General features: G+C 58.6%; 26 protein-coding genes. 11 read left to right on the top strand and 15 right to left on the bottom strand.

Features of this window, described 5'->3' with window-relative positions; all coding sequences use genetic code 11:
• Positions 1-24: 24 nt before the first annotated feature.
• Genes QZ862_RS17380 through QZ862_RS17395 form a run of 4 tightly spaced genes read left to right on the top strand, consistent with a single transcriptional unit; the run spans position 25 to position 3,247 of the window.
• Entirely contained in the window at positions 25-795 is a 771-nt protein-coding gene (locus tag QZ862_RS17380) for an SDR family oxidoreductase (RefSeq protein WP_296101155.1), read from the top strand.
• Positions 795-1,712, top strand: coding sequence for a 2-dehydro-3-deoxygalactonokinase (locus QZ862_RS17385; protein ID WP_296101156.1), 918 nt, complete (start codon positions 795-797; stop codon positions 1,710-1,712). Before QZ862_RS17380 ends, QZ862_RS17385 begins: the two co-directional genes overlap by 1 nt.
• 14 nt (positions 1,713-1,726) lie before the next feature.
• The gene (locus QZ862_RS17390; RefSeq protein ID WP_296101157.1) at positions 1,727-2,356 is read left to right on the top strand and encodes a 2-dehydro-3-deoxy-6-phosphogalactonate aldolase; all 630 of its coding nucleotides are present in this window, start codon (positions 1,727-1,729) and stop codon (positions 2,354-2,356) included.
• A gap of 3 nt (positions 2,357-2,359) precedes the next feature.
• Positions 2,360-3,247 (top strand): SMP-30/gluconolactonase/LRE family protein, encoded by an 888-nt coding sequence (locus QZ862_RS17395; RefSeq protein WP_296101158.1) that lies wholly within the window; start codon positions 2,360-2,362, stop codon positions 3,245-3,247.
• Positions 3,248-3,312: 65 nt separating this feature from the next.
• Here QZ862_RS17395 and QZ862_RS17400 read toward each other — a convergent pair whose 3' ends face one another.
• Together QZ862_RS17400 and QZ862_RS17405 are read right to left on the bottom strand one after the other, a co-directional pair.
• Positions 3,313-4,665 (bottom strand): EAL domain-containing protein, encoded by a 1,353-nt coding sequence (locus QZ862_RS17400; protein ID WP_296101159.1) that lies wholly within the window; start codon positions 4,663-4,665, stop codon positions 3,313-3,315.
• 111 nt (positions 4,666-4,776) lie between these two features.
• On the bottom strand, positions 4,777-6,441 hold the full coding sequence (locus QZ862_RS17405) for a response regulator (RefSeq protein WP_296101160.1): 1,665 nt from the start codon (positions 6,439-6,441) through the stop codon (positions 4,777-4,779).
• 337 nt (positions 6,442-6,778) lie between these two features.
• Here QZ862_RS17405 and mutL point away from each other — a divergent pair, with 337 nt between their 5' ends.
• The 6 genes from mutL (at position 6,779) to QZ862_RS17435 (ending at position 11,834) form a co-directional block, all read left to right on the top strand.
• Positions 6,779-8,599, top strand: coding sequence for a DNA mismatch repair endonuclease MutL (mutL, locus tag QZ862_RS17410; RefSeq protein WP_296101161.1), 1,821 nt, complete (start codon positions 6,779-6,781; stop codon positions 8,597-8,599).
• Between the two features lie 147 nt (positions 8,600-8,746).
• Positions 8,747-8,977 (top strand): DUF2093 domain-containing protein, encoded by a 231-nt coding sequence (locus QZ862_RS17415; RefSeq protein ID WP_296016831.1) that lies wholly within the window; start codon positions 8,747-8,749, stop codon positions 8,975-8,977.
• Positions 8,978-9,028: 51 nt separating this feature from the next.
• A complete protein-coding gene (locus QZ862_RS17420; protein WP_296041467.1) occupies positions 9,029-9,430 on the top strand; it encodes a DUF350 domain-containing protein in 402 nt (133 codons plus the stop codon).
• An 11-nt stretch (positions 9,431-9,441) separates the two neighbouring features.
• Complete coding sequence (locus tag QZ862_RS17425) at positions 9,442-10,068, top strand: DUF1190 domain-containing protein (protein WP_296101162.1); 627 nt, start codon at positions 9,442-9,444, stop codon at positions 10,066-10,068.
• Positions 10,069-11,226: a glutathionylspermidine synthase family protein gene (locus tag QZ862_RS17430; protein ID WP_296101163.1), complete on the top strand. Its 1,158-nt coding sequence runs from the start codon at positions 10,069-10,071 to the stop codon at positions 11,224-11,226. It abuts the gene before it with no gap.
• 110 nt (positions 11,227-11,336) lie between these two features.
• Positions 11,337-11,834, top strand: a complete 498-nt coding sequence (locus tag QZ862_RS17435; RefSeq protein ID WP_296041476.1) for a ferritin-like domain-containing protein — start codon at positions 11,337-11,339, stop codon at positions 11,832-11,834.
• 97 nt (positions 11,835-11,931) lie between these two features.
• Here QZ862_RS17435 and QZ862_RS17440 read toward each other — a convergent pair whose 3' ends face one another.
• The 10 genes from QZ862_RS17440 to QZ862_RS17485 form a co-directional block, all read right to left on the bottom strand.
• A complete protein-coding gene (locus QZ862_RS17440; protein WP_296016842.1) occupies positions 11,932-12,246 on the bottom strand; it encodes a hypothetical protein in 315 nt (104 codons plus the stop codon).
• A 108-nt stretch (positions 12,247-12,354) separates the two neighbouring features.
• Positions 12,355-13,386, bottom strand: a complete 1,032-nt coding sequence (gene lpxK, locus QZ862_RS17445; protein ID WP_296101164.1) for a tetraacyldisaccharide 4'-kinase — start codon at positions 13,384-13,386, stop codon at positions 12,355-12,357.
• Between the two features lie 166 nt (positions 13,387-13,552).
• A complete protein-coding gene (locus QZ862_RS17450) occupies positions 13,553-14,293 on the bottom strand; it encodes an HAD family hydrolase (RefSeq protein ID WP_296101165.1) in 741 nt (246 codons plus the stop codon).
• 3 nt (positions 14,294-14,296) lie between these two features.
• Positions 14,297-15,613, bottom strand: a complete 1,317-nt coding sequence (gene waaA, locus QZ862_RS17455; RefSeq protein WP_296016851.1) for a lipid IV(A) 3-deoxy-D-manno-octulosonic acid transferase — start codon at positions 15,611-15,613, stop codon at positions 14,297-14,299.
• Positions 15,614-15,819: 206 nt separating this feature from the next.
• Positions 15,820-16,056 carry a DUF4170 domain-containing protein gene (locus QZ862_RS17460; RefSeq protein ID WP_296016853.1) on the bottom strand — a complete coding sequence of 79 codons (237 nt, stop codon included), beginning with the start codon at positions 16,054-16,056 and terminating at the stop codon, positions 15,820-15,822.
• Positions 16,057-16,127: 71 nt separating this feature from the next.
• The gene (locus QZ862_RS17465; RefSeq protein WP_296078100.1) at positions 16,128-16,937 is read right to left on the bottom strand and encodes a 3'(2'),5'-bisphosphate nucleotidase CysQ; all 810 of its coding nucleotides are present in this window, start codon (positions 16,935-16,937) and stop codon (positions 16,128-16,130) included.
• An 86-nt stretch (positions 16,938-17,023) separates the two neighbouring features.
• Positions 17,024-18,370, bottom strand: coding sequence for a TldD/PmbA family protein (locus QZ862_RS17470; RefSeq protein WP_296101166.1), 1,347 nt, complete (start codon positions 18,368-18,370; stop codon positions 17,024-17,026).
• Between the two features lie 91 nt (positions 18,371-18,461).
• Complete coding sequence (locus QZ862_RS17475; protein ID WP_296016860.1) at positions 18,462-19,400, bottom strand: patatin-like phospholipase family protein; 939 nt, start codon at positions 19,398-19,400, stop codon at positions 18,462-18,464.
• A 109-nt stretch (positions 19,401-19,509) separates the two neighbouring features.
• On the bottom strand, positions 19,510-20,067 hold the full coding sequence (gene rsmD / locus QZ862_RS17480) for a 16S rRNA (guanine(966)-N(2))-methyltransferase RsmD (protein ID WP_296041489.1): 558 nt from the start codon (positions 20,065-20,067) through the stop codon (positions 19,510-19,512).
• A complete protein-coding gene (locus QZ862_RS17485) occupies positions 20,067-22,052 on the bottom strand; it encodes a pseudouridine synthase (RefSeq protein ID WP_296101167.1) in 1,986 nt (661 codons plus the stop codon). Before QZ862_RS17485 ends, rsmD begins: the two co-directional genes overlap by 1 nt.
• A 72-nt stretch (positions 22,053-22,124) precedes the next feature.
• Here QZ862_RS17485 and QZ862_RS17490 point away from each other — a divergent pair, with 72 nt between their 5' ends.
• Entirely contained in the window at positions 22,125-22,577 is a 453-nt protein-coding gene (locus tag QZ862_RS17490; RefSeq protein ID WP_296016867.1) for a nucleoside deaminase, read from the top strand.
• 18 nt (positions 22,578-22,595) lie between these two features.
• On the opposite strand, the gene QZ862_RS17495 is transcribed toward QZ862_RS17490, so the two are convergent.
• The 3 genes from QZ862_RS17495 to ileS form a co-directional block, all read right to left on the bottom strand.
• On the bottom strand, positions 22,596-23,078 hold the full coding sequence (locus QZ862_RS17495; RefSeq protein WP_296101168.1) for a GNAT family N-acetyltransferase: 483 nt from the start codon (positions 23,076-23,078) through the stop codon (positions 22,596-22,598).
• An 81-nt stretch (positions 23,079-23,159) separates the two neighbouring features.
• The gene (locus QZ862_RS17500; protein WP_296016870.1) at positions 23,160-23,792 is read right to left on the bottom strand and encodes a hypothetical protein; all 633 of its coding nucleotides are present in this window, start codon (positions 23,790-23,792) and stop codon (positions 23,160-23,162) included.
• A 234-nt stretch (positions 23,793-24,026) separates the two neighbouring features.
• Positions 24,027-26,930 (bottom strand): isoleucine--tRNA ligase, encoded by a 2,904-nt coding sequence (gene ileS, locus QZ862_RS17505; protein WP_296101169.1) that lies wholly within the window; start codon positions 26,928-26,930, stop codon positions 24,027-24,029.
• Positions 26,931-26,979 lie beyond the last annotated feature (49 nt).

Consider the following 26,979-nt stretch of genomic DNA (forward strand, 5'->3'; position numbering starts at 1 on the left):
TTCAACCGTCAAGTTGATATCATCATGGGCAATTGCTTGGGCCAATCGCAGGAATTTTCCAACAAAGGCGTTCTAATCACCGGGGGCGGATCAGGCATCGGCGCCTCATTGGTGGAAGCGTTCGTGAAACGAGGCGCCCATGTCGCCTTCATCGACATCGATGCGCGCACTAGCAAAGCATTGGTCGACCGGCTGTCGACGGAAAACAAAACGTCTCCGCTATTCTTGCATGCGGATCTGCGCGATCCGTCTCAGCTTGCCATCGCGGTAAGGCAGGCGGGCGACGCGCTAGGCGGGCTCAAGGTCCTCATCAACAATGCGGCGTGGGACGATCGGCATGACATCGAGACGGTCACGAGCGATTATTGGGACGCCAATCAGGCCGTCAATCTGAAACAGGTTTTCTTCGTATCGCAGGCAGCGCTCCCCTATCTTCGAAAAGAGCAAGGTGCCTCCATCATCAACTTTTCGTCTATCTCGTATTTGTTGAATATGGGCGAGCTGCCCATCTACGCCGCAGCCAAGGCAGGCATCATCGGCATGACGAAAAGTCTGGCAGGGAGGCTCGGTCCGGAAAACATCCGGGTGAACGCGATCCTCCCCGGCATGATCGTGACGGAACGGCAAAAGGATTTGTGGCTCACCGAGGAGTCCATCTCACGCACCGTCGATCGCCAGTGTCTCAAACGCACACTGACCGGCGAGGATCTGGTCGGGCCCTGCCTCTTCCTGGCGTCAGATGCCTCTGCCGCCATGACCGCACAAACAATGATCATCGATGGAGGTCTTCTCTAATGTCAAATGCCGCATTCGTTGCCGTGGACTGGGGCACGACAAGCTTTCGCCTCTGGCTGATGAGCCGGTCGGGCAATGTTCTCGCCGAACGCCGTAGCGCCGAGGGCATGACAACAGCGATGCGAACCGGATTTGCGCAGGTTCTGGCCTCTCATCTGTCTGCCATATCCGCACCGGAAGGTTTGCCGGTGATTATCTGCGGGATGGCGGGTGCACGCCAAGGCTGGATCGAGGCGGGCTATGTGGATGTTCCAGCTAACCTGTCGGAAATCATGCAGCATGCGACGCCAGTTCCCGACCAGAACAGCGACATCCGCATTCTTCCAGGGCTTGCCCAAAGAGACGGGATCATGCCGGATGTGATGCGTGGCGAAGAAACGCAGCTTCTCGGCGCGCTTTCCACCCAGTATCCTACAGGCTCTCAACTCGTCTGCATGCCGGGCACACACTCCAAATGGGTTCGCGTCAGAGATTTGAATGTTACCCAGTTTTCGACCTTCATGACGGGGGAAATCTTCGATGTCGTCTCGAAGCACACGATTCTCTCCCATGCCATTGTCGATGCCGAGACCTTCGATGGCGATCTTCCCGCATTCCGCAATGCCGTGATCGACATCTACAATCATCCGCATATGGCAACCAATCGCTTCTTCACATTGCGGTCTGGGCAGTTGTTGCACGGACTGTCGGCAACGGATGCAAAGGCGAAGCTATCGGGAACCATGATCGGTCTGGAGATAGCCGGAGCTCATGCGAGCGCGCCGCCCGATTCCTCTGTCGTGCTGGTCGCCTCGGGCGCTTTGGGTGAGCTATACAAGTCAGCGTTTCAAGCGCTTTCCATCGATTTCACCACCATAGACGCCGATGATGCGGTTCGCCGGGGGCTGATCGCCGCCGCCACATCCATCTGGCACTGAGGAGCTTCAAGCCAATGTACGTTCCCTTCCCCGAGATGAAATATCCGCTCGTCGCCATCCTGCGTGGCATCCGCCCCGAGGAGACCGAGGGTGTCGTCAGCGCGCTTCTGGAAAGCGGGCTTCGCGCCATCGAAATCCCGCTGAATTCGCCAGATCCATTCCGGTCTATCGAAATCGCCGCAAAGCTTGCGCCAGCCGACGCGCTGATCGGCGCCGGCACCGTTTTGACGGTTGAAGACGTTGCCCGTCTGGATAGCGTCGGCGGAAAGCTGATGGTCAGCCCCAATGTCGACACGGATGTCATTATTGCGGCCCGTGAAAAGGGCATGGTGACGATGCCAGGCGTGCTGACGCCGACGGAAGCGTTGCTCGCTCTCAAAGCGGGCGCCACCGGCCTCAAGTTCTTCCCCGCAAGCGTGCTCGGACCGGCCGGCATTGCCGCGATACGCTCCATCTTGCCAAAGGACACGCTGGTTGCCGCTGTGGGCGGCGTATCCGACAAGAACTTCTCCGATTACACCAGCATCGGCATCAAGGCGTTCGGGCTTGGAACAAGTCTGTACAAACCTGGTACGACTGCAGAGCAAGCGCGTGAACGCGCCGAAATTACCGTCAAGGCTTACGAAAGCGCACTGGGAGGTTAAGATATGGCAACCGTTCATCCGTTTCAGGGCAAGGTTCTGGACAGCACCCAGTTGATGCTTGGTGAGGGGCCGAGCTTCGATCCGATCTCCCACAAGATCGGGTGGCTCAACATTCTGGGCAAGGAGCTGCATGAGCTCGACCCGGTATCCGGCGACAAGACGGTCGTCTCCCTGCCCGTCATGGCAAGCGTGGTCGCTGCAATCGATGGGGAGCGACAATTGCTGGGAACGGAAAACGGACTGTTCATTCGTAACCGCGCCACTGGCGAACTATCTCTGCATGCCGACTTCGAGCCGGGCAAACCGGGCAACCGTTCGAATGACGGCAGAGTGCATCAGAGCGGCGCGATCTGGATCGGCACCATGGGCAAGAAGGCGGAGGATGGTGCGGGAGCAATCTACCACGTTGCCAGGGGCGTCGTGACGATGCTCTTTGATGCGATCAGTATTCCAAACGCCATCTGCTTCTCGCCGGACGGCGCCACGGGCTATTATGTCGACACCAAGGTGAACCGATTGATGAAGGTCATGCTCGATCCAGCGACCGGGCTTCCCATCGGCCCTTCCAGTGTTTTCATCGATCGCTCCGAAGAGGATGGCGGGATCGACGGGGCAGTCTGCGACGCTCAAGGACATATCTGGAATGCCCGCTGGGGGGAAGGCGCGGTCGATCGCTACGATCCCGAGGGTCGACATATCGACCGCTATGAGGTTCCGGCCACGCGCACGACCTGCCCGGCGTTTTTTGCTAGCGGCGCGGACAGATTGCTGGTCACTTCTGCCTGCGAAGGCCTTGAGGACGCAGAGGTCAAGGCAAACCCGCATCATGGCGCAACCTTTGATCTCGGCGTAACCGTCAACGGCAGGCTGGATGGGCTTTACAGGCTGTGATGCGCAATGCGCGCGCAACGCCGATCACGATCTTCGAGGTCGGCGCCTCAAGGGGGAAGGTCTGATCAGATCACATCCACATCGATAAAGTGATGTTTTTCCCGCAGATAGCGGCGCGTTGAGGCGGCGTCCGCGGGGCGTCCGTAAAAATAACCTTGTCCCATGGCGCAGCCCAACCCTTTGAGCTTTTCGGCTTCGCCAGCATCTTCGATACCTTCGGCCACGACTTCAAGATCGAGGCCGTCGCACATGGCGATGATCGCCTTGATGATATGTTCCGATGGCCGATCTGTTCTGATGCGCGAGACGAAGGCGCGGTCGATCTTGACCTTGTTGAAGGTGAAGTCGCGTAGCCTGCCAAGACTTGATTGTCCGGTTCCGAAATCGTCCAGCGAGATGCGCACACCTGCCTGCTGTAGTTCTGCGATGATCGTCTGAGCGGTGTCCGCCGAACTCATGACGGCAGTTTCGGTAATTTCCAGCTCCAGCCGGCGTGGGTCGAACCCGACACAGGCGAGAATGGACAGGATATTGCTGGCGGTCGACGGGTTCATCAATTGCGCCGATGAGAGATTGAAGGACAAGAACAGTTCCCGTGGCCATGACAGCGCCGTTTCAGCGGCTTTTCGCAGCAACGCTTCGGAAAGAGCGTCGATGAAGCCGCGCTCTTCCGCCAGGGGCACGAAAACGTCAGGCGGTACGAAACCGAGATCCGTGTCGCGCCAGCGCGCCAGCGCTTCAAAACCGATTACAGAAGCATCCGCCAGCCTGACGATTGGCTGGAAATGCACATCGATACTATCGGCCATGATCGCATTTCGAAGCGCCTGTTCCAACTGCGTGGCGCGCGTCATTTCCTGGGCTATCTCCTGGGAATAGACCGTGATCTGCCCGCGTCCGCGCCTTTTCGAGCGGTAGAGGGCCGTCTCGACGCTCTTCATCAGATCGTCGAACTCCTCTCCTGCAAAAGGATGGATGGCAAAGCCGAACGAGGACGATAAACGGACGCTGCGATCGCCGAGATCGTATGGCGCCGACAACACATCCTTGAACATCTGGCCGACGCGCTCGGCAGTGCCGCGCTCGAAGATGAGCGGCAGGATGAAAGCGAACTCATCGCCTTCATGGCGCGTGACGACCGAACCGTCCATCATGCATGCCTGCAGGCGGTGCGCAACCTGGCACAGAATCTCGTCGCCTGCATGTGCCCCGAAGAGATCGTTGATCGGCTTGAAACCGTCAATATTAACGATGCCCACCGTGAAGGGAGCGGGATCGGATGCCCGTTCCGCCGCGAGAAGCTTCACCTTGTCGCGCAAACGATATTTGTTGCCCAGCCCCGTCAGCGGATCGCTATAGGTCATCGCCTGCAACTCGTGCTGGCTGATGAGCGGAAGTGTCGGCACGGACGGATTCATTCACATATCCTGAGGGCTCTATGGTGGTGCGGATTATCCGGGTTCCATCCTTAACAAAGGCTGTCCATGGGCCGACAAAATATGATTACCATCAGGAATAAAGGTCCGAGGTCATGCAAGGCGGCTTTGCGTCTGCTGGGGCAGGAAACGCTTCAGTAGCATATCGATCATGTCCGGGCTGATGGGCTTCAACATCATGTCGTCCATTCCCGCATCGAGGCAGGCCCGTCGATCACCCTCGAAAGCAAGCGGCACGACCCCGACGATGGGTGTTCTGCCTTCCGTCAAAGCCTCGATCTGCCTGATGCGCCGGGTAACCTCGAAGGCGTCGATGTCGGGCAGCGTCGTGTCCATAAGCACCAGGACAGGGCTCTCCTTTTCGAACAGCGCAAGCGCTTCCTGGCCCGTAGGTGCCAGCCGGTATTCGATCTTGAAACCTTCCAGAATTTGCGAAAAGACAATCTGGTTGATCTTGTTGTCTTCCACCACGAGAACGACGGGGGCCTGTCCGTCGGCGACTTCGTCGTCCATGCCGGTCATCACAACCCAGTCGTCGTCCATGCCGCGACCCTGCTGCACGTTTCCAAGCGAGCGAAAATGGCGCGTCAGTCGATTGACAAGAGAGCTTCCGATCTCGAATTCGTCCGCAGTCATGATCTGAACCCCGAATGTCGCAGGCAGATCGAGACATTGCAGCGGTAGCTCTATATCCACGACGACGAGATCTATGCGCAGACCCATGGAATCGGCCACAGCCAGGAAGGCTTCCTGTTCCGCCATGCTCACCGCAACGGCGCAATCTACCCCGACAGCCGACAGCCGTTTGCGGGCGGCCTCACCGGCTTCAGCGTTTGAGACGACCAAAAGAACGCGACGATCTTTCAGCACTAGCGATGCTTGGTGGTTCTCGTCGTCCATATAGGAACTTGGGGTAAAGGTCAGATACTCCAGCCCCGGAATGATCCGTCTGCCATCAGGCTGCGTCACCGCAAATGCGGTGACGTCATCCATGGTTGTGACAAGGAAATGGCTGCCGGGTTTGCCGACCCTGTGCTTTCTGGTGATCACAAGGATCTGCTCGCCGGTCAGTAATGTCACAAGTTCAGGCAGGACGGCGGGAACGCCAGTCTCTAGAACCTGCTTGTCGATTTCATCGATCGAGGCGGCAAGAGCCTGCGCGTGAATATCGAAGACGGTGCGACCCAAGATCAGATCGGGCGAGGTTTCGATAAGGGAGCATCCTGCTTTGTTGACGGCGGAGTAGACCCGATTGCGATCCTTGACGAAGATCGACAGCGGCAAATTATCGAGAATTTCTTCGGTTATCTGCACTCTGGAGACATCGGCACGCCAGTGTTCCTCGCGCCTCTTCTGCTCGGAAATGTCCGATATGGCGCAGATGCAGAAACCGGATGGTATCCGGCGCTTGGTGAAGCGCAGCCACTTGTCGGCTGGCCGCTGCTCCAGCGTTTCGGAACGCTCCGACCAATGGCAGGCCAGCTTCCTGGCAATCCATTCGTCCCGGTCGATCCGTGTGCCGCGCGACACACCCTCGCCAAACCCCGCGCGATCGTAGAATGCGCCCAGGACATCCTTCAACCTCGATCCAAGGGCAACATCGCCTTTATCGATCGGCAGCAAAGTGAAAATGCGCTGACTGACGAAAACAAGACGATCATCACGATCGTAGATCAGAAGCGCTGCTGAAATTGCATCTCTGACGGCATCTAACAGCGCAGTTTGAATGGCCACGCCATCTGGCGCTAAATCATTCATGACAATTCCCTATACACGTCTCCAGAACGCGCTCAACTCATCGTGAAAATCCGCGACGGCAAAAAGCTTCAGTTTTTATGGAAACATGCAGGCAAACTGCTTGAGAAGTCTTTCCAGGTCATGCAGACGGCGCCCAGCGCTTCCGTTCTGCACTTGTCAGCCACCTTGGAAAGGGGATTGTGTCGATCATTCAAGCATCAACAGTCTTAGCGGGCCAAAATTAAGGACGTCTTAAATTACGATAAAAACCTTCATGAGGAAAAACGAACTGAAGGGCTCTCTATGAAGCTTCGCAATTTCGCTTTCGTCCGGGCAACGAATCCGCGACAATGAACCAATGTCAATCAAGCAGCTTTCAGAAACACTGATCAACCAGATCGCCGCGGGTGAAGTCATCGAGCGCCCGTCGAGCGCGGCGAAGGAGCTGATCGAAAACGCCATCGACGCAGGAGCGACGCGGATCGAGATCGCAACCGCCGGCGGCGGCAAGGGGCTCGTGCGCATCACCGACAATGGATGCGGCATGTCTGCGTCCGATCTGGAGCTTGCAATCCGCCGCCATTGTACGTCGAAGATCTCGTCAACGCTCGACGACATCCGCACACTGGGCTTTCGCGGCGAGGCGCTGCCCTCCATTGGTTCGGTTGCCAAGCTGACCATCACCAGCCGAGAGCACGGGGCAAGCGAAGGCGCCGTCATTTCGGTCAGTGGCGGCAAACTGCTGCCGGTACGACCTGCCGCTGCCAATACCGGCACGATCGTCGAGGTGCGCGACCTGTTCTTCGCAACCCCTGCCCGATTGAAATTCCTCAAGACCGAAAAGGCAGAAGCGGCGGCGATCACCGAGATCGTCAAGCGGATGGCGATCGCCTTTCCCCACATCCGTTTCGTGCTGTCCGGCACGGATCGGTCAACGCTTGAGTTTCCATCCACCGGCGACGATCATCTGGCGCGCATGGCGCAGATCCTTGGAGCCGAGTTCAAGGATAATGCCATCGAGATCGATGCCGTGCGCGAAGACGTGACGCTTTCCGGTTTTGCAGGCGTTCCCACTTTCAACCGGGGCAATTCCGCCCATCAATACGTCTTCGTCAATGGTCGCCCGGTACAGGACAAACTTCTCTTGTCGGCCATCAGAGGCGCTTACGCTGAAACAGTCCCGCACGGCCGGTATCCTGTCGCGGTTCTTTCGCTGACCCTTGATCCGGCGCTAGTGGATGTCAATGTGCATCCGGCCAAATCCGATGTGCGCTTTCGCGATCCAGGGCTCGTACGCGGATTGATTGTCGGAGCGATCCGTCAGGCGCTTGCGCGTGAGGGAGATCGCGCCGCCACCACTGGTGCTTCGCAGATGATGAGTGCTTTCAGGCCGGGCTACAGTCCGTCAACGGTCAGACCGTACCCGTCCCAGGCTTGGACGCCGGCCAGCTCCCCTTCCCGGCCCCTTCAGATGTCTCACGACATGGCTCTTCGCGAGCCGGCGCAAGCGCAGTTCGTCGATATCACCATGCCCACGGCCCGATCCGACATTTTCACGTCGCGGGAGGAAGAAACCATTGCCGTCTCAGAGCCTTCACGCTATTCGCTCGGCGCGGCGCGCGCGCAGGTTCACGCCAATTACATCGTGGCCCAGACCGATGACGGGCTGGTGATCGTCGATCAGCACGCCGCGCATGAACGTCTCGTCTTCGAGGAAATCCGCAAGGCGCTGCATGCGAAGCGTCCTGCCTCGCAGGTGCTCCTCATCCCTGAAATCATCGACCTGCCGGAAGAGGATTGCGACCGGCTGATGGAGCATGCGCCGGGCTTCGACAAGATGGGGCTTTCGATCGAGCGGTTTGGGCCGGGCGCGGTTGCGGTTCGCGAGACGCCTGCGATGCTGGGAGAGGTCAACGTCCAGGGGCTTGTGCGACAACTGGCCGATGAAATCGCCGAGTGGGATACGGCAAGCAGCCTTTCCAGCAAGCTGGAATACGTGGCCGCAACCATGGCCTGCCACGGATCTGTTCGATCCGGACGGCGGATGCGTCCAGAGGAGATGAATGCGCTTTTGCGCCAGATGGAAAACACGCCGGGGTCCGGCCAATGCAATCATGGACGACCCACCTATATCGAACTCAAACTCGCCGATATCGAAAAGCTGTTTGGCAGAAGTTGAGCGCACGGGGCGAACTGAATATGACGTTCGACGTAGCTATGCGGCCGCACCGATGGTCACATGTGCAAGATCTGACCACTAGAATTGCAGGCTGTGTAGGAATAGAGATCGCATCCACATATGAGAAGACCGAGGAGACGGACGCGGATGAACAGATTTGACGGTGGGCTGCGGGAAGCGAAGATCGAATATCTCGATGGGGACCTGCGTGTCATCCAGAGCGGCTCCTACGTGGTCTGCGCCATGACGGGTGCTCAGATTCCGGTCGATGAGTTACGCTACTGGAGTGTCGTGCGTCAGGAGCCCTATGCCGATGCGGCAGCGTCGGTCGAGGCGGAAAAGCGGGCGGGTGCTTTACCGAACCAGAAACGGGCTTGAGCCCAGTATTTCCGGCGCCACTGCATACATCATTATTGCGAGAGATTTCAAATGTTCGGATATGTCGTTGGCCTGCCTGCCTTTGCGAGCTATTTCGCGGTGGGTCTTTTTGCCTACGCGGTCTTTGCCAGCGTCTATACAAGACTGACACCCCATGATGAAATCGGCCTCATCCGCTCGGGCAATCTCTCCGCAACCATCGCTTTTCTCGGTGCCCTAGTCGGCTTCGGTCTTCCCATGGCATCGGCAGCAGCGAACTCCGTCAATATCGTCGATTTCATTATCTGGTCGGCTATCGGTATCGTCGTACAGATCCTCGCTTTCTACATTGCCCGCGCCAGCCTCCCCGGGATCCATGACAAGATCAGCCGTGGAGAGATGTCCGCAGGCGTTTGGGGCGGCGGAATCGCGCTTATCATTGGCATTCTCAATGCCGCCTGCATGACATACTGAGGAGACTTCGCATGAAAAGACGCATGCGAAGCCATGCACGGCCGATGCTGTCATTGGGAACCATTACCGTCTCGAGCCTTGCTCTGGCGAGTTGTGGCGAGCAGTCTCCGGATGCCTTCGTCTTCAAGTCCCCTCAGCAATGCGTGATGAGCGGGATCGGCGCAGATGTCTGCGACATCGCCTTTCGCGATGCGATGAAGGACTACGGTCAGAACGCTCCGCGTTTTGCAAATCAGACGGCCTGTGAAGACAGTTTCGGCACCGATCTTTGCACGCGCTCGGCTCGTAGTCCGCAAGACACCGCGCCCTTCATCCCGGTGCTGACCGGCTTTTACCTGTCGCGCAACGTTCGCTCCATGGCGGATTACGATGCGGACCGAAAACGCCAGGAGGAAGAGGAACAGGCGCCTGAAAGTTCCGGCGGTGGGGGAAGCAGCGGTGGCGGATCGTTCCGTTTCGGTAGCGGTTCGGCGGTCTACAAGGACCGTCGAGACACCGCTATGGTCGCACGTAGCAAGGCAGGCGAAGGCGGAAGCAACGCCTACCGGCTTCTCAGCAATGTCAGCTATGGCGTTCCTGAAACCACGGCGCGCAGCGGGTTTGGCCATTGGGAGTCGTCGAGGCGTTACGGCAGTTGAATGAGGCGCATCTCCCTTCCCGAAAGACCTGACTGGCGCGAACAGGCACGATCCGTCGGCTTCGGCTTTCACGAGATGTATGGAGAGCCTTATTGGGTGGACGATGCTGCCTATGTTTTTAGCTTCGATCAGATCGAAGAGAATATAGAAGGGCCGTCGCAAGAGCTTCATGAAATGTGCATGGATCTCGTCGCCGATGTCATCGAAAGCGAGGAGACGCTCGAAAAGCTCCGCATTCCGGAAGAGATGAGAGATGCGGTCCGACAGTCGTGGCTACGCGGCGACCGCCATCTCTACGGACGGTTCGATCTCGCCTACACAGGTGAAGGGCCCGCCAAGCTTCTCGAATATAATGCCGACACTCCAACCTCGATTTTCGAAAGTGCTTATTTTCAGTATGACTGGCTGACCGATCGCATTAACGCAGGCGTACTGCCGGAGGGTGCGGACCAGTTCAACTCTCTTCAGGAAAACCTGATCGAAGCGTTCGGTCATTTTCCGACGACCAGCATCTTTCATTTCTCGGCCCTGCTCGACAATGAAGAGGACCGCGGAACGACGACCTATCTGATGGACTGCGCCATGCAGGCCGGCCATCAAGTAGAACTCATCGACATACGCGATATCGGTGTGGATCGCGCAGGTCGCTTCACCGATCTGAAGGATCGCTTGATCGAGCGCTGTTTCAAGCTCTACCCTTGGGAAGTGATGTTCAAGGAGCCGTTCGCGACCCATCTTCGACATGCCAGCGGCATTTTTGTCGAACCGATGTGGAAGTCCATCCTGTCCAACAAAGGTATCCTTCCCTTGTTGTGGGAGCGTCATAGAGGCCATCCGAACCTCCTTGAGAGCTACTTTGCCGGAGATTGCGAGGCACAGAGCCTCGCCGATTATGTGAAGAAGCCCCTCTTTTCTCGAGAAGGCGAAAGCATCTCCCTGTTTGAGGGCCAACGACTGGTCGCCGAAAACCCCGGCATCTACGGCGCGGAGGGCTATGTCATTCAGGCAATGACGCCGCTCTTCGATGTGGATAATGTTCACGCCATTCTCGGAAGCTGGATCGTGGGCGATGCAGCGTGCGGCCTGAGTATCCGCGAAGATGAAAGCCGTATCACCACCAACCTTTCGCGCTTCGTGCCACATGTCATCGTCGACTGAGGACGGCGATATCCGGATCCCAACTTTGTCGGCCCATTTTCGGAACCATCAGGAGCCCGCCAGGTTCGGTGTGCCGTGCTATGACCAGCACCAACATTTGGGAGATACACATGGCAGAGAAGAAGCTCGACGATCTTTTCTATGATACGCTGAAGGACATCTATTTTGCGGAACGCCAGATATTGAAGGCGCTCCCCAAAATGGCGCGCGCAGCCAGCAGCGACAAGCTGAAAGCGGCATTCGAAAAGCACAAGGAAGAAACCCAGGGCCAGATCGAGCGCCTCCAGGAAATCTTCGAAATCATCGGCAAGCGCGCCCAGGGAAAAACCTGTGAAGCAATCCAGGGTATCATCGCAGAAGGCGAAGAGATCATGGAAGATTTCAAAGGAAGCCCAGCGCTCGACGCGGGCTTGATCTCGTCGGCGCAGGCGGTCGAACACTACGAGATGGCGCGTTACGGCACGCTCAAAGCCTGGGCGCAGCAGCTCGGGCACAAGCAGGCCGTCCAGTTGCTTGATGCAACGTTGAAAGAAGAGACGAAGACAGATGACGACCTCTCTTTACTGGCGACCGAGTCCTTGAACGCAGCCGGCAAGAAAGCCGCCTGACATCATTCCAGTCATTCAAAAAGCCGGAGCACTCGCTCCGGCTTTTTCGTGCGACCAGCGCAGCCAGTCCGCCCAACGTCAAGAATGTTCAGGCGCTTTATGGCGCCTGGGTCGATGGATTTTTATCGACGCCTTCGGTCGGTGGCGTTGCGCCGGATGGCGGGTTGTTATCGAAACTCTGTCCGCCCTGCGCACCGGGATTGAGCGTCTGACTGGATGTGGCGGGGCCTGGTGGTGGCGGCGTTTCCGTCGTCGCAGGGGCGGTGCTCTCACCCCATATTTCTGCGACCAGCCAAACGGCGAGTGCCAGAAACAGGCTGATGACGAGAATGGCCAGAACTGGCTTACCCTTGAAGCCCTGACGGGTTTCTCGCGGCGTGAATGTCTTCTTCTCCACGTTCGGTTGCTGCATATCTCTCCTCCTGGGATCAGAGCCCGGCTGGGGCCTACTGTGGAGTAAAAGGGCTGCAACGGCCGATTGTTCCTTGCCCTTGCCGATATGCGGAAGAAGGCTCTCTATCTATTTCTGACGCAGTCGGCGCGCACGGCAGTTTTCAAAGGCCGTATCGATCATCGTTGAGGCCGCTTGAGGATCGTCGAAGACCATGTCGATCTCAACAACCTGGCTCATCCAGAGAAGCTCAGCCGCCGGCCCGGTTTTGCCCAAAAGCCGCACGGCATCCTTGGCTGTCGTCAGCGGCATGAGATCCTGTTTCTTCGCTTCTTCCATCAGATCGGCTAGTTCATCGTCGCTGAACTGATGATGATCGGGAAACGATCGTCGAACGACGATTTCCGCATTGAGAGCTTCGGCCGTGCGGTAAAACTTGGTGGGATCGGCAATACCGGCAAAGGCCAGAACACGTTTTCCAGCAATGCCTGGCAAGGGACGCGGCTGCGTGGAGGACACAAAGACAGGCTTTGCCGCACGGGCTGCGGTACGAATGATCGCATCTGCCTCCTGCCCGTCCCCCACCTTCAGGAGAGCCGAGGACTGCCGGATCTGTTCGTCCAGCGGCGCACGCACCGGGCCACCCGGCACGAGATGTCCGTTGCCTATCCCGCGCCGCGTATCGATAACGAGCAGGGCGTAATCCAGTGTCAGCCGGGCGCTCTGAAAACCGTCATCCATCACGATCAGATCGACGCCCTCCCTGACCAGCCGCTCGGCACCCTCGATGCGCCTGCGTGAAATGACCGTCGTTGCTTCGCGTGCCAGTAGAAGCGGCTCGTCGCCGACAGCAGCGGAGCGATGGTGATCCGGATCGACCAGCGTCGTCACGTCAAGCGTGCCGCCATAGCCGCGGCTGAGGAAGCCGGGCTTCAAACCCCTGTCGAGTGCCGCGCGGGCAATAGCGATTGCCGTGGGTGTCTTTCCTGCCCCGCCGACGGTGAAATTGCCAATGCAGATCACTGGAACGGGAACCGAGGCGCGCTTGGCCGTCTTCATCCGTCGACCAGCCACACGGCCGTAGAGATATGAAAAGGGACTTAGTGCCCATGCTTCCCAGCCAGCTTTTCTCCACCAGAAAGGCGGCGCTTCAGACACCATTGGCGTATCAACTCCATGGGCACATTTATGGTAGCAAGAGCTACAACATGTCGCGCAAAAGTGTCCAGCGTTTTGCGACGATAAGGTGCGCTACACATCAAAGGGAAAGATCGCCAGACGCATATAAATCCCAGAAAAGAAACGACATTGCAAAGCCTGTCCGAAATCAGACAGAGGCGCGTTCCGGCAGCAATGCCTCTATTCCGGTAATATCGTCGAAGCAGTAATCGCAATCGGCAGACAAGCTTTCGCGCGAGCCAGTGCCCGTCAGCACACCGACACGCAAGCCTGCACCGGCATTGCGAGCCATATGCAGATCGTGATTGTTATCGCCGACCATTGCGACGCGCTCCGGCGTCAGGCCGATCGCCTCGCAGAAGCCGAGGACCATGCCTGGCTGCGGCTTGACGCCGTAACCACTGTCATAGCCTGCGACGAAATCGAGATGGACATCGAAGCCGAAACGTTTGGCCGTCTCGCGAATGGAGGCTTCGTTATCGCTCGAAGCAATGCCAAGCTTATAGCCCCTGTCCTTAAGTCGCCCGAAGAAGGACTTGAGATCTGTGACGGCCACAGACTGGCTTGCTGCCGCAGTGAAAAGGCGATCGAGGCGTTCGGTCAAAGGCTTTAGATCACAAGGCGACCCCGCAGCAATCAATCCTGCGGCAATTTCTGCCGTATTGCCAGCCGCGAGCAGGCTGTCGGGCTTAACATGTCCTTTGACGGGGTCCATGCCGCATGCGAGCAGAAGCCGATCGGCAAGCTCCCCATCGCCCTTGGCTGCAATGGATGCGAGTTCACGATTAACTGGCCCCCAACTGGCGTCGTAACCGATCAGCGTACCGTCCTTATCGAAAAGGACCGCGGCGATGGCGGCAGTGGATTTCTGTGAAACCTGTTCGGCCAACTTTCAACCCACCGCGCTGCGTGGCTGAAGTTTCGCCGATACCGTCAGCGGGTTGATATAGGGCTCAAGCGCCTTGAGCGTCAGCGACAAGGCGCCGCGCAGATCCTGGATGACCTTTCCACCAGCATCGATCATCTTGTAGCGCTCATTGTCGTTGGCAAGCAGATAATGGACGGCCTTCGCCAGCATCTCGACATCGCGAATGATACGGCCACCGCCGGAGCGCAGAAGCTTCTGATACGCCTCGCGGAAATTCTGCACGTGCGCGCCCGAAAGAACCGCGCATCCAAGCATGGCCGGCTCCAGAGGGTTCTGCCCGCCTTCAGCCGTGAGCGATCTTCCAACAAAGGCAAGCTCCGTCAGCCGCAGATAAAGCCCCATCTCGCCAATGCTGTCGCCGAGAAAAATGTCCGTGTCGGGACCGATCACATCGTTGCGGCTTCTGCGCGCGACGTTGAGGTTCATACTCTTCAGCATAGCTTCGACCTCATCGCCACGTTCAGGATGACGTGGAACGATAATGGTCAACTGGCCATTGCGGGATTTGATCGCCGCGTGGACGGTGGCGGCTGCCTTTTCCTCACCATCGAAGGTGGAAATCGCTGCCCATGTCTTCCGGTTGCCGATCTGTCGGCGATAAATGTCCAAGACCGCCTGATCACAGGGCGGTGGATCGGTGTCACCCTTGAGATTGCCAGACGTTACGACAGGCCAGGAGCCGAGGTCGCGAAACCGTTCAGCGTCCAGATCCGACTGGACGACCACCAGAGCGAGCTTGCTGAAAAGAGCTTCGGCGAAGTCGGAATGGCTCCGCCATCTGTCGAAGGAGCGGTCAGATATGCGGGCATTCACGCGGATTTGCGGAATATGCCGACGCTCCAGTTCCATCATCGTGACCGGCCAGATTTCCGATTCAGCGGTGATGGCCGCATCCGGTGCCCAGTAATTGAGGAAACGGTTGATGCAAATCTTGATATCGAGCGGCACATATTGATGGATCACATCGTCGCCGAGGCGGGTGCGGCTGATATCGGCCGACGTTACGGTGCCGGTGGTGAGAAGCACGTGAATGTCGCGCTTGCGGATTTCGCGAATGAGCGGAACCAGAGCCAGCGTTTCGCCGACACTTGCGGCATGGAACCAGACGAGCGGACCGCGCGGGCGATCTGCACTCGAATAGCCAAAACGTTCAAGCCGACGCTGTTTATCTTCTTTGCCCTTGGCCGCCCGGTAAGACAGGTAGGGCCGAGCGAATGGATAAGCCGCCATGCCCGCTATTCTATAACCCGAGAGGGCAAAACGTGCGATCCGGCTGTTCATACGATGCTGCCCTCGATCACTTTCCGCAATGCTTTTTCCCCGTTCTCATGCCCGGCTACTTCTGACGAAAATGCGTCTTTTTTGTTGTGATCAGGCGTGGGCACAAACAATATAGCTCACCGCCAGATATTGTGCGTCTCTCCCATGGAGACGCACTACCCATATGCATGACGAACTATAGTAGTAAAAAAACGGCTGAAAAGACGTTATTTGTTCTCAGGGTCGAGAAGACGGTGCATATGCACTATAAAATAGCGCATATGGGCGTTGTCTACCGTCTGTTGCGCCTTGGATTTCCAGGCGCTGAGCGCGGTCGCGTAGTCTGGAAAGATGCCTACGATGTCAAGCGCGTTCAGATCGCGAAACTGCACGTCCTGAAGATTGTCGAGTTCGCCGCCAAATACGAGGTGAAGGAGCTGTTTCTTGTTATCCGCTTGCGTCATGTCCTGTCGTCTCTTCTTTCTTCTTAAAGGCGTTCAACGAAGTTTCCATCTGCTGGATTTCGCCGCAAAAATCAACCTCTCCTCGATCTCCCAAGCTGCATGAGCAAGGTTGGCAACACGTGGTTGGCAGCCGCGCAAAGAGCGCCTTGCTTGACGCGTGCGCGGTTGTAAATCAACGGCTTGCCGTCCATATCGACGAGTTGTCCTCCAGCCTGCTGCAAAATCAAATCGGCTGCGGCAAGATCCCAGTCATGCGAATTCGGCAATACAAGCGTGCCATCGATCCGCCCGTCCGACACCATCGCCAGTCGGTAAGCCAGTGAAGGAACATGCGGAATGCGCCGAACAGACGGTCTGAAGTCTGCCGGCAGACGTCCGATCACATCCTCGGGAGCGGCTAGCTGAATTGGGCCTTCCCGGTTGCCAGCAATCTGCAAGGCGGCGCCGTTTTTAAAGGCCTGCGCATCCTGAACAGCAGTGAACTCCTCCGCCAGAGCAGGCGCCACCAAGGCCGCAACGACCGGTCGGCCCTTGTGGACAACAGCAACGCTGACGCACCAGGTATCCTTGCCCCCAATAAAAGCTCTCGTTCCGTCGATCGGATCAACGATGAAGAGCGTCTCATGCGAAAGACGTTTTTCGTCATCGGTGGTCTCTTCGGAGAGCCAGCCATAATCCGGGCGGGCAGAACGCAAAAGACCTTCGAGAATTTCATTGGCGGCATAATCGGCGGCACTGACCGGCGAATGTCCGCCGTCTTTCCACCAGACCTGCGGGTCCTTGCGAAAATACTGGATTGCCGCCTGTCCCGCCTCGCGGGAAGCCCTCAATACAAGGTCAAGGTCAGCCTGCCACTCATATCCCAAAACATTCGGTGTCATATCATCGTTCTGCGCGTATCGCACATGTTCAATCATGCTCTCACATGCGCATGACGGTTGCTGGAAAGCAACCGCACATCAGCATGTCAGCGTCCCGCAATCGTCATGCCTTCGATGGCAAGCGTGGGTGCTGCAACACCATATTTCCGGTCGACGTCATTTGCGGGCGTGACACGCATGAACATGTCTTTGAGGTTCGACGCAATCGTCACCTCTGAGACCGCGAAGGAGGTTTCGCCGTTCTCGATCCAGAAACCGCTCGCGCCACAGCTATATTCCCCAGTGATCATGTTGGCGCCGTGGCCAATCAACTCCGTGACGTAGAAGCCCGTGCCGACCTGGCGGATCAGATCTTCCGGCGAGATATCGCCCGGCTCCAAGGCAAGGTTGGTGGATGCGGGCGAGACGGATGTCCCACCGCGCACGCCGCGACCATTGGTCTCGAGGCCGATTTCACGCGCCGTCGAGGTCGAGAGGAACCAGTGGCTCAAGACACCGTCCTCGATCATCACCAGCTTTTCACCACGCACGCCCTCCCCATCGAACGGACGCGAGGATGGACCACGCACGATCTGCGGATCGTCGGTGATGGAGAGACCCTTCTTCAGGACCTGCTGACCCATCTTGTCACGCAGGAAGCTGGTCTTGCGCGCCACCGAAGCGCCGTTGATAGCGCCTGCAATGGAGCCGACAAAGCCGCGCGCGATACGGGGATCGAAAACAACGGTGATATTGCTGCCGGTATCGATCTGCCTTGGGTTGACGCGCCGAACCGCCCGCTCGCCCGCACGGCGACCAATCTCTTCCGGTGCGTCTAGATCAGCGAAATAGAGGCGGCTGTCGTAGTCATAGTCGCGCTCCATCTTCGTGCCTTCGCCAGCAATGACACTTACGGAACGGCCGAAACGGCTTCCCATATAGCTGCCAGCAAAGCCGTGGGAAGTCACAAGCACGAGCCCGCCCATGCCGCTGGATGCTCCAGCGCCAGAGGAGTTCGACACGCCCTTTACCGCAAGTGCTGCCTCTTCCGCAGCCAGCGCCGCATCCCGAAGCTGATCTGTGGAGACCTCCGTCGGATCGAAAAGCTGCAGGTCATCGTAAGACGTCGCAAGACGCTCCTTCTCGGCAAGGCAGGCAAAAGGATCTTCGGGCGAAACTTTAGCCATGGCAACGGCGCGCTCGGCAAGTGTCTTCAGGTCGAAGCCTGGGTTGGCCGACACGCTCGCAACCCGCTTGCCGACGAAGACACGCAACGAGAAATCGTCGCTCTCCGACGATTCGGTGCTTTCAACCTTCCCAAGCCTGACGCCGACCGACTGCGAGCGGGAGCGGACGATCACCGCATCGGCCTCATCGGCACCGGCACGCTTGGCGAGAGCGACGAGTTCGCTTGCACGGTCGAGAAGCTTGGACGAATCGATTTCTGAGGACATGAGGCGGGCCTTTCGTTGACCTTCATTTATGGCCGCGCTTTTGCCGCATCAAGGTCAAAGCGCCATTTCACCTGCATTTGAGCAGAAGCGCTTAAATATCGAGGCCACGCCCGCGATGAAACAGCTCGATTTGCATGTCGATCTGCCGCTTTAGATCATCCTTGATGACATCAGATTCGGCCAGCACCTCATGGGCTTTGAGGAAATCCAATACGCGGAAGCGGTTGACTGGCGGGCGCAGAAAAATATGCGGGGGGCGCATTCGCAGCTTCAGACCGATGGCTGACTGCATCATTAACTGGCTCGCCCCGAATAGGCTCTCTATGCGGCTCGGCATGGTGGTGCCATCACCTTCCGGCCCACCCACGACATCGACTGCGATGACGATATCGGCTTCATCGAGGAGATGCTCGTACGGAACAGGATTGAAAATGCCACCATCGATCATGATGCGATCATTCATGCGGATCGGCATAAAGAGCGCAGGAATGGCGGCGGATGCAGCAAGCGCCTGGCGCAGATCGCCGTCCTGGCAGATGACTTCCATCTGGGCGTAGTAGTCGGTCGCGATCACCTTGAGCGGGACACCGAGTTCGGCGAAATCGCGCGGCAGCGCGGAAGGCAAAAGCGCATCAAGAATAAGTTCGAGATTAAACTGACCAAAGCGAAAACCGAAGGCGGCGTGGCGCATAGAGGCTGGACCAAGGCTCCAGAGCTTGTTGGCAACGCTGCCCTTCTTGCCCATGAGCGCCAGCGTGTAATCGCGGATTTCCTTGCCGCTCATACCCGCGGCCATGCCAGCCCCCATGATGCCGCCGATCGAGGCGCCAGCAATCGCGCTTGGACGAATACCAAGTTCGTCCATCGCTTCTATAACGTTGATATGGCAGATGCCGCGCGCTCCGCCACCGCCGAATGCGACGGCAAAGGTGGGATCGCTTCTTTCCGGTGGCAACTCTTTGCGCTTACGCTTTTTTTCGGAGAGTTTCTTTTTCTTCGCAGCCACGAGAACAGCCTCATTTCCTGTCATGCGGTCGCCTGGGCAAAGCGTGGCGACGGTCACCGTGGCACTGGCTCTATGACATAAAGACGACAGGACAGTGACGCGGGAGGTCTCCTCTCGCGTCAACCGAGGGGCTTCAAGGCTCGTAGCGGTAGAAATGCATTCTGGTGTCGCCGAAGGTGCGGCTTTCCAAAGGCTTGAATGCCGGATCGACCATCACGGCCACATCGCCTTGCTCTTCCAGAATTGCCAGGGCGCCAGGCACCAGCCAACCACCGAGATGGGCGGCCTGAAAGGCCTTTTCTCCGAGAGCCTGCCCATAGGGCGGGTCAGCAAATAGAAGATCGAAGGGTTCGATATTGTTGACCCCGCCAAGCTTGGTCGCATCGCGGCGCAGGATGCGGGCTCGGCCATGCAGACCAAGCGCATCGATATTCTCCCACAACAGCCCCCTGCCCTCAACGCCGTTTTCGACGAACAGGGCGACCCGACAGCCGCGCGACAGCGCTTCCAGACCAACTGCACCTGTGCCCGCGAAGACATCGAGAATACGGGTGCCGTCCAGGCTTTCCGGATAAGCATGGCTCAGAATATTGAACAGGCTTTCCCGCGTCCGGTCGATCGTGGGTCTGATGGCATTGGACTTGGGCGCAGCCAGGCTGCGACCGCGAAACTCACCGCCGACGATCCGCATCAGCCGCCGTTCCCTCGCGAGCCGCCTCGTGGACCGGACGGCCTACCGCCGGATGGTTTACCACCGGGGCCGCGACCACCGCCGCCCGATGGCTTACCACCGGAACCTCTATTGCCGCCCTTGCCGCCGAAGCCCTTTGGGCCGTTGCCGCCTTCGGAGCGTTCACCTCGGGATTTGCCGAAGCCAGGCTTGCCGCCAGATGGTCTTCCACCAGAGGGCTTGCCACCAAAAGGCTTTGCACCAAAAGGTTTTGCACCAGCGGGCTTGTCGCCAAAGGGACGTTCGCTACGCGCCGGGCGATCGCCGTCATCGCGTGGCTTGCGATCACCGAATGAGCGCTCACTGCGGGCAGGACGATCATCGAACGAACGGGCCGGACGATCCGAACGGGCCGATCTATCGCCAAAGGACTTTTCGCCGAAGGATCGTTCGCCACGGGGGCGGTCGTTGCGAGGGCGTTCGCTGCGCTCGCCATCTTCGCGCGGCTTGCGATCGCCGAAGGGGCGATCACCGAACTTGCGGTCACCACGAGGCTTGTCCGCAAACGAACCGCGTGCAGGACGATCGCCAGCTTCACGGGGGGTGCGGTGGCCGAAAGAGCGCTCGCCACGGCCTCGGCCGCGACCTTCATCGCGTCCGGCCTCATTGCTCGAATCCGAGCGGATCCATTCGCCCTCATCATCGGCATGGCGCACGACAGCGCGGCGGGCCTCAGCCTGTGCCGATGGCTGCTTAAAGACGCTCTCGGCTTCAGCGCGCGCAGAGAGCTTACGCGCCTTACCGTCGCGGGTCGGCTTGGCGCCAGGCGCCATCCAGACATTGGCTGTACGGTTGCTGCCAAGAGGCGGACGCTTCGGCCCGCGATCATCGGCTTCGGCTTCGTCCCTGCCCTTACCGGCAAACTTGCCGGCTGGCTTCGCTCCGAACTTGCCGGCAGGCTTGTCGGAGCGCTTGCCTTCAAAGCGGCCAGCGGAACGCTCGTCACCATCGCGCGACCGGCGCTCGGTCTGGTCCTGCTTGCCCCACTCGGACTTGGCCGGCTTGGCAGGTCCTTCGTCCTCATCTTCTTCGGACTTGTGGTCATAGATCGGCGCATCGAAATTGGCGCCTGCGGCCTCGATCAGGCGCGGTCCAAGCTGGTCGCGCAGCATACGACCGCGGACCTCGATGACCTGGCCTTCCGGCAGATCGCCCAGTTGGAACGGGCCATAGGAAACGCGGATCAGGCGATTGACCTCAAGACCAAGCGCGCCAAGCACGTTCTTGATTTCGCGGTTCTTGCCTTCGCGCAGGCCCATGCTGATCCACACATTGTGGCCCTGCGTACGGTCGAGCGTCGCGTCGATCGCGCCATAGAGCACGCCGTCCACGGCAATGCCGTCCTTCAGCTTGTCGAGCGCTGCCTGATCAACCTCGCCATGGGCGCGCACACGGTAGCGGCGCAGCCAGCCGGTGGTCGGCAGTTCAAGCACGCGCGACAGGCCGCCATCATTGGTCAGCAGCAGCAGGCCTTCGGTATTGATATCAAGACGACCGATCGAAAGAACGCGCGGCAGTTCCTTCGGCAGATTGTCGAAAACCGTCGGACGGCCTTCCGGATCGGAATTGGTGGTCACGAGGCCCGCGGGCTTGTGATAGAGCCATAGACGCGTGCGCTCGGCGCCACGGATCGGCACGCCGTCGACTTCGATCTTGTCGTCGAGCGTCGCGTTGACGACTGGCGTATCCAGCTTCACGCCATTCAAGGACACGCGTCCTTCCATGATCATGCGCTCGACATCGCGGCGCGAGGCCACGCCTGCGCGCGCCATGATCTTGGAGATGCGCTCCGGCTTTCCGGCCGTCGTTTCGACGGCGGCGACTTCCGGCTTTTCCTTGAAAGGCTTTTTCTCACGCGCTTCTGACGGCTTAGCCGATGATTTCGGCTTCCTGTCGCGGTCGAATGTCTTGCCACCAGCGCGCTTCGGCTTGTCTTTGAATGTCATTTGTTGTTTGCCTGTTGTTTGCCGTGTCCTATCAGGTCACGCGGCGGCGGTTAAGAGGAAATTGCACCAAGCATGGCGGAAACGACGCATTTCATGGACATGGCGCTCGAAGAAGCGCAGGCAGCGGGTGCGCGTGGCGAAGTGCCGATCGGCGCCGTGCTCGTTTATGAAGGCCGCGTCCTTGCCCGTTCCGGCAATCGCACACGTGAATTGAACGACGTTACCGCCCATGCCGAAATTGCCGTAATGCGCATGGCCTGCGAAGAACTTGGCCAGGAGAGGCTTCCAGGCGCCGATCTTTACGTCACGCTCGAGCCCTGCACCATGTGCGCGGCGGCTATTTCTTTTGCCCGTATCCGTAGGCTCTATTACGGCGCGAACGATCCGAAGGGCGGCGGCGTAGAGAGTGGCGTTCGCTTCTACAGCCAGCCGACATGCCATCATGCACCCGATGTCTATTCCGGCTTCGCAGAAGTGGAGAGCGCCGAAATCCTGCGGGCGTTCTTCCAGACCAAGCGAGACTGAAGGCGCCCCCAAAAAAAATCAGTCGGCTGAAGCAAAAGCCTTAAGGGCTGCGCCTGAAAGACGGTATCGCACCCATTCGTCCTGCGCCTCGGCACCGATGGATTGATAGACGCGGATGGCCGGTTCATTCCAGTCCAGAACGCTCCACTCGAAGCGCTCACAGCCTTTCTCCACTGCAATTGCTGCCAGACGCTTCAACAGTGCTTTTCCTGCTCCAGAGCCGCGTGCATCCGGCGTCACATAGAGATCTTCCAAGTAGAGACCATTTCTGGAAAGCCACGTGGAATAGGTGAGGAACCATACGGCAAAGCCGATCGGCTGACGATCACGCTCGCAGATCAGCGCGGAAGTCACGGATCCCTCTCCGAAAATGGAGGCCGTAATGCTTTCGACAGTGGCCTTCACCTCGTGCTCGGCGTTTTCGTAGATGGCCAATTCACGAATGAAGCGCAAGATGGTGGGCGCATCGGCGGCAACCGCGTCCCGGATCAGCAACGTCACGACAAGTTCCTTTCACAGAGATGCTGAAACAGAAAACGCGACGCTATTGCGCCGCGTTCGGAAGGAAGGCCATGGAAGCCCTTACTGGAAGGGGTTCCACCAGCTTTTGCCGGTTCCGGCAAGAGCGGCGTTCTTTTTGCGCTCCTTTTCCTTCTTCAATTCCGGCTCCCCAAGATCTGTCAACTGGTCCTGAGACACGTTGCGATATTCTACCGGAGGATCGGTCAGATATTTGCGCGTATTGGTGTTGACGACCGTGCCGCCCTGCGCATCGGCCTTGGCCTTGCGGAACGCTTCCCACTTCTGGCTTTCGGTCATCTGGCCGTTCGTGCCGTTACCGGCCAGGAGCGGCGAACGATAATTGGGATTGTCCTTGTTCGCCTCGGCTTCCTGGCGAAGGCGCTCGCGAGCTTCCTCCGGTGTTTCCGGCCACTGCGGGTTGTTTTCGCGATTGGCGAGGCTTTGCTGCGGCTGAGCCAGTTGATCGGCGCGAGCCTTTGCTGGAACAACCAGACCGGGGCGCGGACTGTACTTTACGTTTCGCTTGCTTTGGTCGCCAGTCAAAGAGGTGGCATTGCCAAGGTCGTCAAGGAGTTGTTCGCTTGCAGACTTACCCGTGCCGTAAGTCGGGCTGGTGCATGCGCTCAGCGCCAAGCAGGCGAAAGAGATGCCTGCCAAGGTGCGATACATGCGAAAACTCTGCGTCATGCTCATGAAACCCTTCCGCCCAGAACGCCGCGCGGCACGAATGACGCAAAACAGACGTTCTCCATATTAAAACTACGCGATACGCTTCCAGAAAATCACCCTGATCTTCCTATGTACGCGCAGATGTCCCGACGACCGGATGCACCCCTTGATGCGTAATTCCGACCATTTTCAGGCAGGTTTACCGGATGAACAGCAAAAGCGCAATTCATCCGGCCATTTTCTTGAGCGGAGGAGGTGTCAGACGCCGATACCGAGCTCCCGCAGCGCCGCGGCATCGCGGGCCGAAACCTCCGGATATTGCGGATCGGAGCCGACATCGGTGGTGATCCGCCAGGAGCGGGCGCATTTCTGCCCTTCCGCCAGCTTCTGCTCGACCGCCACCTTCTGCACCTCGCCAAGGCGGAATGCATCGGCCGGGCCTTCGCCACCGACAACAGAGATCGCCGAGGTGATGCAGATTTCGGCAAAATCCTGGCCTTCAAGTGCCGCCATCAGATCCGGATCGGCAACGTGAACCACGGGCGCCGCTTCCAGCGAGGAGCCGATGCGCTTTTCACGACGCTCCACTTCCAGCGCGCCTGTCACGACCGTGCGGACCTTGCGGATCTTCTCCCACTTGGCATCGACCGCAGGGCTGTTCCATTCCGCCGGTATCGTCGGGAACTGTTCCAGATGAACGGATTGCGCATCCGAGTATCGCGACAGCCATGCTTCCTCCGTGGTGAAAGGCAGCATCGGTGCCAGCCACGTTACGAGGCAATCGAAGAGCTTGGCGATTACGTAAAGAGCCGAGCGACGCTTCAATGACGACGGCGCATCACAGTAGAGCGCATCCTTGCGGATATCGAAGTAGAAGGCCGAGAGCTCCACGTTGGAGAAATCCACCAGAGCGCGGGCGATCTTCTTGAACTCGAAGCTGTCATAGCCCTCACGCACGACCTTATCGAGTTCGCTCAAGCGATGCAGGACGAGCTTTTCCAGTTCCGGCAGGTCGGCGTAGGCGATCTCCTCGCCCTTGTCGTGAGCTAGCGTGCCGAGCATCCAGCGGATGGTGTTGCGCAGTTTGCGATAGGCATCGACATTGGTCTGGATGATGGCCTTGCCGAGACGCTGATCGTCCCAGTAATCGGTGGTCATGACCCACAGGCGCAAGATATCGGCGCCCGCATCCTTCATCACATCCTGTGGCGCAACGACGTTGCCCTTGGACTTCGACATCTTCTCGCCCTTCTCATCCATGGTGAAGCCATGGGTGACGACGGCGTTGTAAGGCGCGCGGCCGCGCGTCGCGCAGCTTTCCAGGAGCGACGAGTGGAACCAGCCACGATGCTGGTCCGAGCCTTCGAGATAGACGTCAGCCGGCCACTTGAGGTCCGGGCGGTCTTCCAGCGTGAAGGTGTGGGTGGAGCCAGAATCGAACCAGACATCGAGAATGTCCATGACCTGATGCCACTTGGCGTGGTCGTGGTCGTTGCCCAGGAACCGCTCCTTGGCGCCTTCAGCAAACCACGCATCCGCGCCTTCTGCTTCGAACGCTTCGAGAATACGGGCGTTGACGGCCTCGTCCACCAAGACCTCGCCCTTGTCGTCGGCGAAGACGGCGATCGGAACGCCCCAGGCGCGCTGGCGCGACAGGACCCAGTCCGGGCGATTTTCGATCATGGCGCGCAGGCGGTTCTGGCCGCCGGCAGGAACGAAGCGGGTGTCGTCGATCGCAGACAGGGCTCTCGAGCGCAGCGTGGTGCCGTCGCTGAGTTCCTTGTCCATGTAGACGAACCACTGCGGCGTGTTGCGGAAGATCACAGGCTTCTTCGAGCGCCAGCTATGCGGATAGCTGTGCTTGAGGCGGCCACGGGCAAATAGGTTGTTCGCACCAATCAGCGCCTTGATAACGCGTTCATTGGCATCACCCTTCTTGCCGTTATCGTCCATCACGCGGGCAGCGCCGCCCTCTGCCGAGGGACCGAAGCCGGGAGCATCTTCCGTGTAGAAGCCATCATCACCGACCGTGAAGGGGATTTTCGCCGAGATGCCACGCGCTTCCAACTCGCGCGCCTGCGCCATCCAGGCATCGAAGTCTTCGCGACCGTGGCCGGGAGCCGTATGTACGAAGCCCGTACCGGCATCGTCGGTGACGTGATCGCCATCGAGCAGCGGCACTTTGAAATCGTAACCGAGAGCGACAAGCGGATGGGCCGTGAGAAGCGTTCCAAGCTCATCGGCCTTCACATCACGCAGGCGAGCAAACTCGAGCTTTGCCTTGGCAAAGCAGTCGGCTGCGAGCTTATCGGCAAAGACGAGCTTTTCGCCCGGCTGCGGACCGAAATCATTGGCAGCAGCGGTGACTTCATAGAGGCCATACTGGATGCGCGACGAGAAGGAGATCGCGCGGTTGCCCGGGATCGTCCATGGCGTCGTGGTCCAGATGACGACGGCCGCGCCTGCCAGTTCGTCCGAGCCTTCGACGATTGGGAATTTCACCCAGATCGTGTCGCTTTCGACATCGTGATACTCGACTTCGGCTTCCGCCAGGGCGGTGCGCTCGACAACCGACCACATGACCGGCTTGGAGCCACGATAGAGCTGGCCGCTCTTGGCGATCTTCAAGAGTTCGCCAGCGATGCGCGCTTCGGCGTGAAAGTTCATCGTCGTGTAGGGGTTGTCGAAATCGCCCTCGATGCCGAGGCGCTTGAACTCTTCCGACTGAACCTTGATCCAGCCCGCGGCAAAGTCACGGCATTCCTTGCGGAATTCGTTGATCGGAACCTCGTCTTTGTTCTTGCCCTTGGCGCGATAAGCTTCCTCGATCTTCCATTCGATCGGCAGGCCGTGGCAATCCCAACCGGGGACATAGTTGGAGTCGTAACCGCGCATCTGGAAAGAACGGGTGATGACGTCCTTCAGGATCTTGTTGAGCGCATGGCCGATGTGGATGTTGCCGTTCGCATAGGGAGGGCCATCATGCAGCACGAATTTTTCGCGGCCCGCGGCAGACGCACGCAGCTTCTTGTAGAGGTCCATTTGCTGCCAGCGCTTGACCAGCTCCGGCTCTTTCTGCGGCAGGCCAGCGCGCATCGGGAAATCCGTCTGCGGCAAGTAAAGCGTTGCGGAGTAATCGATTTTTTCTGCGGTGTCGTTCATGATCGTACCATTATCGCGGCGCCGAATAAGGCTCGCGCCGTCTCAACAA

This window comes from uncultured Agrobacterium sp. (genome assembly GCA_913777615.1).
Taxonomy (GTDB): domain Bacteria; phylum Pseudomonadota; class Alphaproteobacteria; order Rhizobiales; family Rhizobiaceae; genus Agrobacterium.

Excerpts from the sequence above, each read along its gene's own strand:
- waaA (WP_296016851.1), bottom strand. The coding sequence starts at position 15,613 with ATGAACAGCCGGATCGCACGTTTTGCCCTCTCGGGTTATAGAATAGCG.
- rsmD (WP_296041489.1), bottom strand. The coding sequence starts at position 20,067 with ATGCGGATCGTCGGCGGTGAGTTTCGCGGTCGCAGCCTGGCTGCGCCC.
- QZ862_RS17440 (WP_296016842.1), bottom strand. The coding sequence starts at position 12,246 with ATGCAGCAACCGAACGTGGAGAAGAAGACATTCACGCCGCGAGAAACC.
- QZ862_RS17420 (WP_296041467.1), top strand. The coding sequence starts at position 9,029 with ATGTTCGGATATGTCGTTGGCCTGCCTGCCTTTGCGAGCTATTTCGCG.
- QZ862_RS17430 (WP_296101163.1), top strand. The coding sequence starts at position 10,069 with ATGAGGCGCATCTCCCTTCCCGAAAGACCTGACTGGCGCGAACAGGCA.
- QZ862_RS17390 (WP_296101157.1), top strand. The coding sequence starts at position 1,727 with ATGTACGTTCCCTTCCCCGAGATGAAATATCCGCTCGTCGCCATCCTG.
- QZ862_RS17490 (WP_296016867.1), top strand. The coding sequence starts at position 22,125 with ATGGCGGAAACGACGCATTTCATGGACATGGCGCTCGAAGAAGCGCAG.
- mutL (WP_296101161.1), top strand. The coding sequence starts at position 6,779 with ATGTCAATCAAGCAGCTTTCAGAAACACTGATCAACCAGATCGCCGCG.
- QZ862_RS17425 (WP_296101162.1), top strand. The coding sequence starts at position 9,442 with ATGAAAAGACGCATGCGAAGCCATGCACGGCCGATGCTGTCATTGGGA.
- QZ862_RS17475 (WP_296016860.1), bottom strand. The coding sequence starts at position 19,400 with ATGACAGGAAATGAGGCTGTTCTCGTGGCTGCGAAGAAAAAGAAACTC.
- QZ862_RS17395 (WP_296101158.1), top strand. The coding sequence starts at position 2,360 with ATGGCAACCGTTCATCCGTTTCAGGGCAAGGTTCTGGACAGCACCCAG.
- QZ862_RS17460 (WP_296016853.1), bottom strand. The coding sequence starts at position 16,056 with ATGACGCAAGCGGATAACAAGAAACAGCTCCTTCACCTCGTATTTGGC.
- QZ862_RS17435 (WP_296041476.1), top strand. The coding sequence starts at position 11,337 with ATGGCAGAGAAGAAGCTCGACGATCTTTTCTATGATACGCTGAAGGAC.
- QZ862_RS17415 (WP_296016831.1), top strand. The coding sequence starts at position 8,747 with ATGAACAGATTTGACGGTGGGCTGCGGGAAGCGAAGATCGAATATCTC.
- QZ862_RS17485 (WP_296101167.1), bottom strand. The coding sequence starts at position 22,052 with ATGACATTCAAAGACAAGCCGAAGCGCGCTGGTGGCAAGACATTCGAC.
- lpxK (WP_296101164.1), bottom strand. The coding sequence starts at position 13,386 with ATGGTGTCTGAAGCGCCGCCTTTCTGGTGGAGAAAAGCTGGCTGGGAA.
- QZ862_RS17465 (WP_296078100.1), bottom strand. The coding sequence starts at position 16,937 with ATGACACCGAATGTTTTGGGATATGAGTGGCAGGCTGACCTTGACCTT.
- ileS (WP_296101169.1), bottom strand. The coding sequence starts at position 26,930 with ATGAACGACACCGCAGAAAAAATCGATTACTCCGCAACGCTTTACTTG.
- QZ862_RS17470 (WP_296101166.1), bottom strand. The coding sequence starts at position 18,370 with ATGTCCTCAGAAATCGATTCGTCCAAGCTTCTCGACCGTGCAAGCGAA.
- QZ862_RS17385 (WP_296101156.1), top strand. The coding sequence starts at position 795 with ATGTCAAATGCCGCATTCGTTGCCGTGGACTGGGGCACGACAAGCTTT.
- QZ862_RS17380 (WP_296101155.1), top strand. The coding sequence starts at position 25 with ATGGGCAATTGCTTGGGCCAATCGCAGGAATTTTCCAACAAAGGCGTT.
- QZ862_RS17400 (WP_296101159.1), bottom strand. The coding sequence starts at position 4,665 with ATGAATCCGTCCGTGCCGACACTTCCGCTCATCAGCCAGCACGAGTTG.
- QZ862_RS17405 (WP_296101160.1), bottom strand. The coding sequence starts at position 6,441 with ATGAATGATTTAGCGCCAGATGGCGTGGCCATTCAAACTGCGCTGTTA.
- QZ862_RS17500 (WP_296016870.1), bottom strand. The coding sequence starts at position 23,792 with ATGAGCATGACGCAGAGTTTTCGCATGTATCGCACCTTGGCAGGCATC.